Source organism: Micromonospora costi (assembly GCF_003626655.1).
GTDB lineage: Bacteria > Actinomycetota > Actinomycetes > Mycobacteriales > Micromonosporaceae > Micromonospora > Micromonospora costi.
In genome coordinates, this window is sequence record NZ_RBAN01000004.1 from 401,908 (window position 1) to 413,358 (window position 11,451).

General features: G+C 72.0%; 13 protein-coding genes. 3 read left to right on the plus strand and 10 right to left on the minus strand.

Going from position 1 to position 11,451, the window contains the following annotated elements; translation table 11 throughout:
* Positions 1-28: 28 nt before the first annotated feature.
* The 6 genes from D7193_RS23650 to D7193_RS23675 form a co-directional block, all read right to left on the minus strand.
* On the minus strand, positions 29-982 hold the full coding sequence (locus D7193_RS23650; protein ID WP_120782176.1) for a sugar kinase: 954 nt from the start codon (positions 980-982) through the stop codon (positions 29-31).
* The gene (locus tag D7193_RS23655; RefSeq protein ID WP_241563336.1) at positions 979-1,614 is read right to left on the minus strand and encodes a bifunctional 4-hydroxy-2-oxoglutarate aldolase/2-dehydro-3-deoxy-phosphogluconate aldolase; all 636 of its coding nucleotides are present in this window, start codon (positions 1,612-1,614) and stop codon (positions 979-981) included. Before D7193_RS23655 ends, D7193_RS23650 begins: the two co-directional genes overlap by 4 nt.
* A 5-nt stretch (positions 1,615-1,619) precedes the next feature.
* Positions 1,620-2,768 (minus strand): galactonate dehydratase, encoded by a 1,149-nt coding sequence (gene dgoD / locus D7193_RS23660; protein WP_120781731.1) that lies wholly within the window; start codon positions 2,766-2,768, stop codon positions 1,620-1,622.
* Between the two features lie 7 nt (positions 2,769-2,775).
* Positions 2,776-3,591, minus strand: a complete 816-nt coding sequence (locus tag D7193_RS23665; protein ID WP_120781732.1) for a carbohydrate ABC transporter permease — start codon at positions 3,589-3,591, stop codon at positions 2,776-2,778.
* Positions 3,588-4,538 (minus strand): carbohydrate ABC transporter permease, encoded by a 951-nt coding sequence (locus D7193_RS23670; protein ID WP_206611952.1) that lies wholly within the window; start codon positions 4,536-4,538, stop codon positions 3,588-3,590. The genes D7193_RS23665 and D7193_RS23670 overlap by 4 nt, the downstream gene beginning before the upstream one ends.
* A 75-nt stretch (positions 4,539-4,613) precedes the next feature.
* A complete protein-coding gene (locus tag D7193_RS23675; RefSeq protein WP_241563338.1) occupies positions 4,614-5,795 on the minus strand; it encodes an ABC transporter substrate-binding protein in 1,182 nt (393 codons plus the stop codon).
* Between the two features lie 244 nt (positions 5,796-6,039).
* Here D7193_RS23675 and D7193_RS23680 point away from each other — a divergent pair, with 244 nt between their 5' ends.
* Positions 6,040-6,801 (plus strand): FadR/GntR family transcriptional regulator, encoded by a 762-nt coding sequence (locus D7193_RS23680; RefSeq protein ID WP_241563340.1) that lies wholly within the window; start codon positions 6,040-6,042, stop codon positions 6,799-6,801.
* 40 nt (positions 6,802-6,841) lie between these two features.
* Here D7193_RS23680 and D7193_RS23685 read toward each other — a convergent pair whose 3' ends face one another.
* Positions 6,842-7,351 carry a GNAT family N-acetyltransferase gene (locus D7193_RS23685; protein ID WP_120781735.1) on the minus strand — a complete coding sequence of 170 codons (510 nt, stop codon included), beginning with the start codon at positions 7,349-7,351 and terminating at the stop codon, positions 6,842-6,844.
* Between the two features lie 51 nt (positions 7,352-7,402).
* On the opposite strand from D7193_RS23685, the gene D7193_RS23690 reads away from it, so the two are divergent.
* Positions 7,403-7,984, plus strand: coding sequence for a TetR/AcrR family transcriptional regulator (locus D7193_RS23690; RefSeq protein WP_120781736.1), 582 nt, complete (start codon positions 7,403-7,405; stop codon positions 7,982-7,984).
* Positions 7,985-7,997: 13 nt separating this feature from the next.
* Here the strand turns inward: D7193_RS23690 and D7193_RS23695 are convergent, their stop codons facing one another.
* Both D7193_RS23695 and D7193_RS23700 read right to left on the minus strand, forming a co-directional pair.
* Positions 7,998-9,164, minus strand: a complete 1,167-nt coding sequence (locus D7193_RS23695; RefSeq protein ID WP_120781737.1) for a CapA family protein — start codon at positions 9,162-9,164, stop codon at positions 7,998-8,000.
* Between the two features lie 114 nt (positions 9,165-9,278).
* The gene (locus D7193_RS23700) at positions 9,279-9,749 is read right to left on the minus strand and encodes a DUF2231 domain-containing protein (RefSeq protein WP_338324116.1); all 471 of its coding nucleotides are present in this window, start codon (positions 9,747-9,749) and stop codon (positions 9,279-9,281) included.
* A 694-nt stretch (positions 9,750-10,443) separates the two neighbouring features.
* Here D7193_RS23700 and D7193_RS23705 point away from each other — a divergent pair.
* Positions 10,444-10,845 (plus strand): nuclear transport factor 2 family protein, encoded by a 402-nt coding sequence (locus D7193_RS23705; RefSeq protein WP_120781739.1) that lies wholly within the window; start codon positions 10,444-10,446, stop codon positions 10,843-10,845.
* Positions 10,846-10,894: 49 nt separating this feature from the next.
* Here the strand turns inward: D7193_RS23705 and D7193_RS23710 are convergent, their stop codons facing one another.
* Complete coding sequence (locus D7193_RS23710) at positions 10,895-11,425, minus strand: DUF418 domain-containing protein (RefSeq protein WP_206611953.1); 531 nt, start codon at positions 11,423-11,425, stop codon at positions 10,895-10,897.
* Between the last annotated feature and the right edge of the window lie 26 nt (positions 11,426-11,451).

Below are 11,451 nucleotides of genomic sequence, written 5' to 3' on the forward strand. Positions count from 1 at the left end.
GGTGCCTTTCTGGAAACGGGTGCGGCGGCTAGCGGAGGACGCTGCCCGCCTCGTGGCCGTCGAGGAGGGCGAGTTCGGCGCGGCGGGGCAGGCCCTCGCAGTCGCCGCGGGTGGAGACCGCGAAGGCGCCGAGGGTGGCCGCGCGGCGCAGCCGCCCGGCCAGGTCCAGCCCGTCGAACCAGCCGGACAGGTAGCCGGCGGTGAACGCGTCCCCGGCGCCGACGGTGTCGACGGCGGTCACCGGAAGCACGCCCGCGTGCGTCACCCCGTCGGCCGTGTGCGCCCGGGCGCCGTCGGCGCCCAGCTTCACCAGGACGGTCTCCACGCCGCGCCCGAGCAGGTCGGCCACGACGGTCGACTCGTCGGCGCCCGGGTCACCGACGAGATCGAGCTCGTCGACGGAGGCGATGACCGTCGAGGCGTACGCCGCCAGCGGGGTGAGCACCGCGCGGGCGGCCTCACGGCTCCAGAGGCGGGCACGGTAGTTCACGTCGAGGCAGACCGGGACACCGGCCGCGGCGGCGGTCTCGGCCGCCCAGCGGGTGGCCTCGCGAGCCGTGTCCGACAGCGCCGGGGTGATGCCGGTCAGGTGCAGCATCCGCGCTCCGGTGGCCAGCGGGGCCTTCACGTCGTCGACGCGCAGCGCCGACCCGGCCGACCCCGCCCGGTAGTACTGCACACGGGTGAGGTCGGCGCTGCGCTGCTCCAGGAACATGAGACCGGTCTGCCGCTCGGCGTCGCGGGTCACCCCGTCCACGCCCACGCCCTCGGCGCGCAGCTGCCGCAGCACGTACTCGCCGAACTCGTCGGTGCTCACCCGGCTTACCCAGGCTGCCCGATGGCCCAGGCGGGCCACGCCGACGGCCACGTTGGACTCGGCGCCGGCCAGGTGCATGCTCAGCGTGGCGCCACTCGCGAGCGGGCCGGTCGAGCGCAACGACACCATGGCCTCGCCGAAGGTGAGCAGGTCGGGCGCGGTCACGCGCGCCACCCCGCCACGGCCTCCAGGTAGGTGCGCGCCCGCTCCCGCAGGGCGTCCACGTCGCCGCCGGACGCCGCGTCACCGACCAGCGGGCCACCGACGCCGACCGCGATGGCGCCCACCGCGAGATAGCGGGGCACGTCGTCGAACCCGACTCCGCCGACGGCCACGAACGGGATGTCCGGGAACGGGTCGCGCACCGCCTTGAGGTAGCCGGGACCGCCCACCGACGCCGGGAACAGCTTGACCACCGAGGCGCCCATCCGCGTCGCGGTGTACGCCTCGGTCGGGGTGAACGCCCCCGCGGCGACCGGCAGGCCGCGGCGGGCGGCCTCCGGGATCGACTCGACGACGGCCGGGGTCACCACGAACTGGGCGCCCGCGGCGGCCACGTCGGCCACGTCGGCGGCGGTGAGCACCGTGCCCGCGCCGACGAGGGAACCGGCGGGCGCCGTCTCCCGCAGCGCCGCGATGGCCTTCGGCGCGTCGGGCGTGGTGAGGGCGACCTCGACGATGCGGACGCCCTCCTCCAGCAGGGCCGCGCCGGCGGCGATCGCGCCCGCGGTGGAGGTGCCACGGATGACCGCGAGGATGCGGGCGTCGGTGAGTTCGGCAGTGAGGTTGAGGGTCATGTTCTTCACCATTCCGCGTAGGAGCCGTCGAGGTGCCGCCAGGTCGGGCTGCGCCAGGCGTGGCCCCGCTTGTCCGCCGTCCGCACGGCGTGCTCGTCGATGTCGATACCGAGGCCGGGTGCCGTCAGCCGTTCCACGTACCCGTCGGAGAACGTGAGCGGCGTCTTGTCGAGGCAGTAGTCGAGCACCTCGGCGCCCAGGTTGTAGTGGATGCCGATGCTCTGTTCCTGGATCAGGTAGTTGGGGGTGGCGAAGCCGACCTGGAGGCAGGCCGCCAGGGCGATCGGCCCGAGCGGGCAGTGCGGGGCGAGCTGCGCGTCGTACACCTCGGCCAACGCAGCGATCTTGCGCACCTCGGTGATGCCGCCCGCGTGCGAGAGGTCCGGCTGGGCGACCGCGATGCCGGCCTGGAGCACCGGCAGGAACTCCTGCCGGTTGTAGAGCCGCTCCCCGGTGGACACCGGCGTGGTGGTGGAACGGACGAACTCGCCGATCAGGTGGGAGTTCTCCGGGACCACCGGCTCCTCGAGGAAGAACGGTCGGAACGGTTCGAGCAGCGGGGCGACCCGGCGGGCGTTGGCGAGCGTGAACCGGCCGTGGAAGTCGACCGCGACGTCGCGGTCGTCGCCGAGCACCTCGCGCGCCGCGGCCACCCGCTCGACCACCCCGTCCAGCTCGGCGACCGAGGCCACCGCGCTCATCCGGCCGGAGGCGTTCATCTTGACCGCGGTGAGGCCCGACTCGACGGCGGCCGCGATGTGGTCACGCACCTCGGCGGGCTCGTCGCCGCCGACCCAGCCGTAGACCCGGATCCGGTCCCGGACCGGGCCGCCCAGCAGCTGGTGCACGGGCGCGCCGAAGTGCTTGCCCGCGATGTCCCACAGGGCCTGGTCGAGACCCGCGACGGCGCTGGCCAGGATCGGCCCGCCCCGGTAGAACGAACCCTTGGTCATCACCTGCCAGTGGTCCTCGATGCGCAGCGCGTCCCGGCCGACGAGCAGCTCGCCGAGCTGCTCGACGGCGGTGCGTACGGTCTCCGACCGGCCCTCGCAGGTCGCCTCGCCCCAGCCGACCAGGCCGGAGGCGGTCTCGACCCGGACGAACAGCCATCGGGGCGCGACGAGGAACGTCTCCACCCGCGCGATCGTGGTCATGGTGTCCTCAACCCTTCGTGGCGCCGGCGGTGAGGCCGGAGACGACGTACTTCTGCACGAACAGGGCGATCACCATGATCGGCAGGGTGACCACGGTGGCCGCGGCCATCAGGCCGCCCCAGTCGATGCTCGCGTACCCGACGAAGTCGAAGATCGCCACGGGGAGCGTCTTGGTGTCGGCGCCCGAGAGCACCAGGGCGAACATGAAGTTGTTCCAGGAGAAGATGAAGGAGAGGATGCCGGCGGTGGCGATGCCGGGCAGCGACAGCGGCAGCGAGATCCGCCGGAAGGCGCCGATGTGGGTCAGCCCGTCGACGAGCGCGGCCTCCTCCAGCTCGGTCGGCAGGCCGTCGTAGTAGCCCATCATGATGTAGACGATCAGCGGCAGCGACACGAACATGTGGCTCAGGATGAGCACGGTGTACCCGCCGACCATCTGCAGGTTCGAGAAGACGTAGTACCAGGGCACCAGCAGCGAGACGCCGGGGATCACCCGGGCCATGAGCACCACGACCGCCGACCGGCGCATGCTGAACCGGCTCATCGAGTACGCGGCGGGCACACCCAGGATCAGCGAGAGCACGGTGGCCGCGAACGCCACCCAGAGGCTGTTGCCGATGAACTGGACGTAGTTGGCCCGCTGGAGCACGTTGGAGTAGTTGTCCAGGGTGGGCGAGAAGGCGAACGCCTTGCCGCTGTCGTAGATGTCGACGTTGGTCTTGAACGACGCGGCGATCATCCACAGCAGCGGCGCGAGCAGCGCGACCACCACGACGGCGAGGGCCACCGCCCGGAAGATCTGGTACGGCCGGCTCGGCCTCATCGGTCCAGCCCCTTCTTGCGGTAGGTCAGGGCCCACATCACCCCGATGATGATCAGGAAGAAGATGATGAGGACGGTCGACGAGACGCCGTAGTCGTTGTAGTCGAAGCTCAGCCCGTACGCGTACACGTTGAGCGTCTCGACCTCGTGGAACGACCCGCCGCCGCGGCCCTTCGTGGCGTAGAGGATGTCGAACGTCTTCAGCGCGTCGATGCCGCGCAGCAGGATCGCGACGATCACGGTCGGCATGAGCAGCGGCAGGGTGACGTGCCGGAACCGCTGCCAGGTGCTCGCCCCGTCGATGCGGGCGGCCTCCTGCGGCTCGTCGGACAGCGACGTGAGGCCGGCGAGCAGGATGAGCACGACCATCGGCGTCCACTGCCAGATGTCGATGAACATCGTGGTGGGCAGCGCCGAGTGCTGCCCGGAGAGCCAGGGCTGCGGGCCGATGCCGATCCAGCCCAGCAACTGGTTGGCCATCCCGATGTTGGGGTCGAAGATCAGACGCCACATCATGCCGACGGCGACCGGGGTGGCCACGAGGGGCAGGAGGATCGCGACGCGGACCCAGCGCTCACCGCGGAACGGCCGCCACAGCAGCAGGGCGATCGCCATGCCGAGGACGATCTCGAAAAGGAGTACGACGCCGGTGAAGGCGACCGTGCGCCACACGGCCGGCCAGAACCGGTCGGTGTCGGCGAGCACGTCGAGGTAGTTCTGGAACCCGATGAACTCGCTCTCGGCGCGCACCGAGCCCTCGGCGTCGGTGAGGCTGAGGTACCCGGTCCAGGCGACCGGGAAGATGATCAGCACGGCGACGAACACCATGGCGGGCGCCGCGAAGAGCCACTTGCGGTGCGCGTTGGCCCAACGCGACCAGGCCGACCCGTCCGGCGGCGCCGGCCGGGCGTCGGGCGATCTGGTGACGGGGGTGGTGACGGTGGACATGGAGACTCCGGGTTCGCAGGGCCAGGGTCGCGCGCGGTGGCGGGGCCGGGCGGCCCCGCCACCGTCGCGGTCGGGCTACTTCGCCTCGTCGTCGAGGAACTTCTGGAACGCCTCGTGCGCCGCGTCCGCCGACGCGGCCGAGTCCTTGCCGGTGATCGCGTCCACGATCGGCTGTCCGACGATCTCCCGCGCCTCGGCGACCTTCACGACCAGCGGCCGGTCGTGGCCGATGCCGTTGGCGGTGCTGACGGTCGTGGCCTCGGCGAGGTCCTTCGGGTAGGTCGAGATGGCCTCGGGGTTCGCCCAGACCGAGGCGCGGGCCCCGGGGACGCCGGCCTCCTGCTGCGCCAGGGACTGCTCCTTGCCGGCCGCCCACTGGATGAACTTCCAGGCGTTGTCCTTGTTCTTCGAGGTGTCGTTGATGCCCAGCGCCCACGAGGGAATGTTGTACGGCTTCGAGCCGGCCGGGCCGGCCGGGAAGGCGGCGAAGCCGACGGTGTCGGACACCTTGGACTTGGCCGGGTCGGTGGCGTTCTTGTAGAGCGAGTTGGCCTCGGTGTAGAAGGCGGCCTTGCCCTGGGTGAAGATGGCCATCGCCTCGGACCAGCTCATGTCGGTGCTGATGTTGTCCGGGCCGTGGTCGCGCAGCATCCCACCGTAGTAGGCGTACGCCTGCTTGGCCTGCTCGCTGCCGACCGCGGACTTCCCGCTGCCGTCGACGAAGTCGCCGCCGAAGCTGTACAGGAAGCTGGAGAACTGGGTGACGGCGGCCGCCTTGCCGGTGCGGGCCACGAAGCCGGCCACGCCCGGGTTGTCGGCCTCGACCTTCGCGGCCTGCGCCTTGAGCTCGTCGAGGGTCTTGGGCGGCGCGGTGAAACCGGACTTCTCCAGCAGGTCCTTGCGGTAGTAGAGGACCTCCTGCTCGGTGATGATCGGTACGCCGACGAACTTGTCCTCATAGGTCGTGGCCTGCACCGGCCCGGCCTGGAAGTCGGCGAACTCGAAGGCGCTGTCGGACTTGGCCCGGTCGGTGAGGTCGGCGAGGTACTTGTTCTTCGCGAACAGCTTCCCCTCCTGCAGCGGCCGGTACATCATCACGTCGATGTCGCTGGACCCGGCGTTCAGCTTGACGTTGTACTGGTCGGAGAGCTGGTCCTCGCCGAGCTGGGTGACTTCGACCTTCAGGCCGGACTGCTTCTCGAACTCCGGCAGGGCCTTCTTGATGTTCTCGGTCCACACGTGGTTCACGAGGGTCACGCGGAGGGTGTCGGACCCCCCGTCACCGCCGTCCCCACCGCCACAGGCGGACAGGCCCATGGCGACGACCACGGCAAGAGAAGTGCCGAGTATCGATCGACGTCGCACGCTTGTCTCTCCTTCTGTCGTGGTCGCTACCTCGGCGGAGGCGCTACCTCGCTGTTTACATCCGCTTAACGACGGGATGCTAGGCGCAAAAAGCTGACTTATTCAAGGGGTTGATCCAACTGATATGATCCTTGGCGTGGAACGGACCTCCCCAGGGGTTGCAGCCGCCGAGACCGCCCCTGTCGAGTCCGGGCTGCACGCACGCGTCCTCGATCACCTCGGCACCGCCATCTGTGGCGGTGAGCTGGCACCCGGAGCGGTCCTCAACATCGACGACCTCGTCGACCGCTACGCGGTGTCCCGGTCGGTGATCCGCGAGGTGCTGCGGGTCCTGGCCTCGATCGGGTTCATCGAGACCCGCCGCCGCGTCGGCGTGCTGATCCGCCCAGCAACCGCGTGGAACGTCTACGACCCGCAGGTGATCCGCTGGCGTCTCGCGTCCGCCGGTCGCATCGGCCAGCTCCGCTCGATCACCGAGCTGCGCACCGCCGTCGAGCCGCACGCCGCCCTGCTGGCCGCGACCCGGGCGAGCCACGACGAGGCGAGCGACCTCGTGGGTCTCGCGGCGAAGATGTGGGCCGCCGGCCAGGCGGGCGACGAGGACCGGTTCCTACGCCTGGACATCGAGTTCCACCGCCGGGTGCTGCTCGCGTCCGGCAACGAGATGTTCCTTCGCCTGCAGGACCTGGTGGCGGAGGTGCTCACCGGCCGGCACAAGCACCATCTGATGCCGCACCACCCGCACGAGCAGGCGCTCGCCCTGCACGCCGAGGTGGCCCAGGCGATCCAGCGGCACGACGGCGACCGCGCCCGGCGAGCCATGGTGCAGCTCATGGAGCAGGCGTTCGACGAGATGAAGTCGCTGTGGGAGCTGTCCGCGGAGCCCGAGCGGGCCTAGGGCCCACCGGATACCGTCCCACCCGGGCGCCCGGTCCTCCCTACGCCGCCTCGGTTCCGGCGCGCAGGTCGACCTCGTACACCTGGCCCACGAGATCCGCACCGAAGCTGTGGTGCGGCTCCTGCCCGGTCAGGGCAAAGCCCCGCGACAGGTACACGTGCCGGGCGGCGACCAGCGGGTCGTTGGTCCACAAGCGCATGCGCGCGTAGCCGGCCCGGCGCGCGAACGCCAGGCACTCGTCGACCAGCCGCCCGCCGAGACCCTGTCCCCGGGCGGACGGGTCCACGAGGAGGATCCGCAGCTGCGCGACCTCCGGGTCGGCCGCGACACAGAAGACGCACCCGACCCGGCGCCCGTCCATCTCGGCGATCCACGCGGCCTCCCGGCGCGGGTCGTGGTCGGCCGCGTAGTCGGCCACGATCCGCGCCACCAACGCCTCGAACGTCGTGTCCCAGCCGAACTCCGCCGCGTACTGCTCGCCGTGCGCCATGACCACCCAGCCCAGGTCACCGGGCCGGCCCAGCTTGCGGATCCTGATGCGCTCGTCCATCACCACTCCCCCGAGCTACTGAAACGACCGTTTCAGTGGCAGAGTAGCGCCATGAGCGACGCGACACGAGCCCCCTCCGCCCGCCGGGACGAGCTGCTCGAGAGCGCCTACCGGTACGTGCTGCGCAGCGGGCTGGCCGAGCTGTCGTTGCGCCCCCTGGCCACCGCCATCGGATCGAGCCCGCGCGTCCTGCTGTTTCTGTTCGGCTCGAAGGACGGCCTGATCCGCGAACTGCTCGCCCGGGCGCGCAGCGACGAGCTGGCGTTGCTCGACCGGGTACGGGCCGACTCGGCGGGCAGCGATCCGGCCACCGTCACCCGGGCCACCTGGCGGTGGCTCGTCGACCCGGCCCACCGCCCGCTGCTGACCCTCTGGCTGGAGGCGTACGCGCGGTCCCTCGTCGACCCCGGCGGCCCGTGGACCGGCTTCGCCCGCCAGACCGTCGACGACTGGCTCGGCGTACTCGCCGGACCGACGACCCCCCGGCGTTCCGATCGCGGCCCGGCCGGACACACCCTCACCCTCGCGGTTCTCCGGGGCGCCCTGCTGGACCTGCTCGCCACCGGCGACGCCGACCGGACGACCGCCGCCGTCGAGGAACACCTGGACCTCGTGGGCGCGGCCGGCAGGTGAGACCGGGACCCGCTCAGTGCGGCGTGGTCCGCAGCCCGGCCGCGACGGCGCCCCGCATGTCGACGTAGCCCGCGATGCGCCGCGCGATGCCGGCGTACTGGGCGCGCCGCCACGTGGGCAACGCCGGGTCGACCGCGGCGGTGGTCAGGTCGACCACCCGGGCCAGCGGACGGTACTCCATCCAGGTCGGCATCACGGTCACCGCGCTGACCGCCCAGCCTCCGGCGGGCTTACGGGTGAAGGTGAACTCCGGGACGACCGCGTCCTGGGTCTCCTCCGGCGACCCGTCGTCGAACCGGGCCGTCAGGTTGCCCATGCCGTAGGCGACCCACTTGCCGCCCACCTTCTCGAACGGCTGCACCACGTGCACGTGGTGGCCGATGATCAGGTCGATGTCCGGCGAGGCCAGCAGCTCCTGCGCCAGGTCCACCTGGTCGGCGTTGGGCTCGTGCTGGTACTCCGTGCCCCAGTGCATGGACAGGATGACGATCTCCGCCCCGGCCGCCCGCGCCCGCCGTGCTTCGGCCCGGATGGCGTCGGCGTCGATCAGGTTCGCCGCCCACGGCCGCCCGTCCGGGAGCGGGATGTCGTTGAAGCTCAACGAGTACGACAGGTGCCCCACCTTGACGCCCTTGACGTCCAGGACGGTGGGCCGCATCGCCTCCTCCCGGGTCCGGGCCGTCCCCGCGTGCCGCAGCCCGACCCGGTCCAGGTTGTCCAGCGTCCGGGCGATGCCCTCGACGCCGGTGTCCAGCGAGTGGTTGGACGCGGTGGAGCAGGTGTCGAAGCCGGCCCAGGCGGCGGCGTCCGCCAGTTGCGGCGGGACGCTGAACGCCGGCCAGCCGGTGAACGGTCCGGCGGGCTCGGCCAACGGCGTCTCCATGTGGCAGATCGCGAGATCGGCGGCGCTCACGCGGGCGCGGACGGCGGCCAGCACCCGGGTGAAGTCGTGCCCCTCCCGTCCCGCCTGGCGGGCGTCGGCGGCCGCCTGCCCGGTGAGCGGGGGGTGCACGAGCAGGTCGCCGGCGGCCGCCACGGTGATGGTGGTGGGCGGCGCGGCGGGCGTGGTGACGGTGGTGGACGGCGTCTGCTTCGCGGTCACCGGAGGCGGCTCGGGAGAGTCGCAGCCCGCCGCCAGCACAGCCGTGAGCAGCGCCGCCACGACGGGCGTTCGTCTCATGACAGGAGATGATGCCCGCGCCCACCTGGCGCGCGTGGCGGAACGCCGAAAACTCCCGTCCCGCGTTGCGGGACGGGAGATCCGGTCGCGGCGGCGGGCGCCGCGCGGGGTCGGTCAGGCGCCGCGGGCCGGCGCGCGGCGCAGCGAGCTGGGAGCGTTCACGTTGGCGTTGTCGCTCACGCTGATGCCCAGCCGCTCGACCAGCTCGCCTCCGAGCCAGGCCGTGCCTCCGGACAGCACGATCCCCAGGAAGCTGCACGCCAGCGCGGCGGCGTTCGGCTCCCAGTTGTCCGACGCGAGGCGGATCAGCCAGCTCGCGGCGAACAGCGCCACCACGATGACGTTGCCGATGCCGTGCACCGCGCCGATCCGCTTGGCGCGGGTACCCGACGGGATGGCGCGCCAGTCGATGAGCCCGAACATGGCGGCCACGAGGCCGCCGATGACGCCCGCGGCGATCGTGTAGGCGGCCGAGATCTGGAAACCGGTCCGGTCCGTGATCAGGTACAGGATGTCGAAGATCACCGACGTCGCGAGCAGGCCCAACGGAAACACGATCAACATGGGATGGATCCCGTGGCCCATCGCCTTGGCTCGACTCTCCACCGCAAACCTCCTGTCGGCAGTCCTGCGGCCATGTACCCCACGCCGTCCCGGGTACACCCCTGCGCGCTTCCCGCCAGATCGCCGACGTGGCGGTATCCAGCCCACCTCGACCCCGCCACATCGGCGAAACGGAGTCGATCGCGCCCGACCGGCCGGTCAGTCGGCGCCCGAGCCCCGCTCGCCTCCTTGTCGACGGCCGGCCCGACACCACCCGGACCGGTCCGGGTGAATGCCTCCTCCGTCCTGTCGAGCTGCCCCAGTTCTGGGGCACGGCGCGCGGACGATCGGCGGTGGCGGCAAACGCTCGGCGTGGCTGTGACGGCGGCGATGGCGGTGCCCCATTTCTGGGGCAGCTCCACAGCGCCGAGCGAGCACACCCGAGGCCGAGCACCGATGCGAGGTCGGGTCACCGTCAGCCCAGGCCACCTCGACGCCGCCGCTGGAGGCGGGCGCCGCATAAGCGGCGAGAGCGGCGGGAGCGGCGGGAGCCGGGACATCCCCCGAACGGACGGGCACGGACGAGCCGGTCACCACTTGATCTTATCGATCTTATGTGGTATTATGTCCGATTGAGCCTGTTAGCGTGGCGGAGCCTCCGCGCTCCCGCACCGCCCGTCGCGGCACGGAGCGCCCCCGTCCGCCGCCCCGGCGGCGCGATCCGGAAAGGACCGCCATGTCCGACGCCCCGACCGCCACCCTCGACGCGCGCGTCCGCGCCTTTCTCACCACCTTCTCCCGCGCCACCGACCCGGCCACGGCCGCCGACACCTTCGCCGACCCGTTCCTGCTGGCCGACGCCTCCGGCGCCCGGCCGGTCCCCCGGGCGGCATTCCTCGCCGCCCTGCCCGGTCGGGAGCGCGCGTTCCGCGACGCCGGCCTCGGCGCCCCGGTCCTGACGGACGTCAGCAGCCAGCGGCTCGACGAGACCTACGTGCTGGCCCGGGGCGACTGGGACGCCCCGCGTACCGGCGGCGGCCAGCCGGTGCGGCTGGCGTCGTCCTTCCTGCTGCACGACGACGGCGACGCCTTCCGCGTCGTGCTCTACCTGAACCACCACGGCCTGCCCGGAGCGTGAGGCACCGCCGGTCGCCGGGCCCGTCGGACCCGGCGACCGGCGCGCCCACCTAGGCTGCCGCGCGCCGCCAGGGCGGCACACTGGCGTTGGTGACCGCCCGCAGCAGCCACTCGACCGGGCCGTAGTGGTGCCGGCGCATCCACCAGGCGCTGATGAGGACCTGGGCCGCGAACACCGCGACGGCGACGAGGACGGCGGTCAGCGGGGACACCCGACCGATCAGGCCGAAGCCCCACCCGGTGAAGATGACGGCGCAGATGACCGACTGCCCGAGGTAGTTCGACAGGGCCAACCGTCCGGCGGGAGCCAGCGCGCGGGAGACGGCTGCGCCCAGCCGGGTCGGGAAGACCTGGAACAGCGTCGCGACGTACGCGGCCGCCAGCAGCGGCGCCGTCAGGACGGTGAGAGCCAGCGCCACCGCGTCGAGCCCGGTGGTGCCGCCGGTGGTGGCGAACATGACCGCTCCGGCCAGCCCCACGGGGAAGCCGACGAGGCACAGCACCCGCCACAGCCGGGTGTGCCGCTCCGGGTGCGCCAGGACGCCCCGCTTGCCGGCGGCGAGCCCGACGAGGGCGGCCACGGCCACGGCCCTGCACGCCCTCACCG

Coding starts and splice junctions, on each gene's coding strand:
- D7193_RS23655 (WP_241563336.1), bottom strand. CDS start 1,614: ATGACCCTCAACCTCACTGCCGAACTCACCGACGCCCGCATCCTCGCG.
- dgoD (WP_120781731.1), bottom strand. CDS start 2,768: ATGACCACGATCGCGCGGGTGGAGACGTTCCTCGTCGCGCCCCGATGG.
- D7193_RS23665 (WP_120781732.1), bottom strand. CDS start 3,591: ATGAGGCCGAGCCGGCCGTACCAGATCTTCCGGGCGGTGGCCCTCGCC.
- D7193_RS23670 (WP_206611952.1), bottom strand. CDS start 4,538: ATGTCCACCGTCACCACCCCCGTCACCAGATCGCCCGACGCCCGGCCG.
- D7193_RS23685 (WP_120781735.1), bottom strand. CDS start 7,351: ATGGACGAGCGCATCAGGATCCGCAAGCTGGGCCGGCCCGGTGACCTG.
- D7193_RS23690 (WP_120781736.1), top strand. CDS start 7,403: ATGAGCGACGCGACACGAGCCCCCTCCGCCCGCCGGGACGAGCTGCTC.
- D7193_RS23695 (WP_120781737.1), bottom strand. CDS start 9,164: ATGAGACGAACGCCCGTCGTGGCGGCGCTGCTCACGGCTGTGCTGGCG.
- D7193_RS23700 (WP_338324116.1), bottom strand. CDS start 9,749: ATGGGCCACGGGATCCATCCCATGTTGATCGTGTTTCCGTTGGGCCTG.
- D7193_RS23705 (WP_120781739.1), top strand. CDS start 10,444: ATGTCCGACGCCCCGACCGCCACCCTCGACGCGCGCGTCCGCGCCTTT.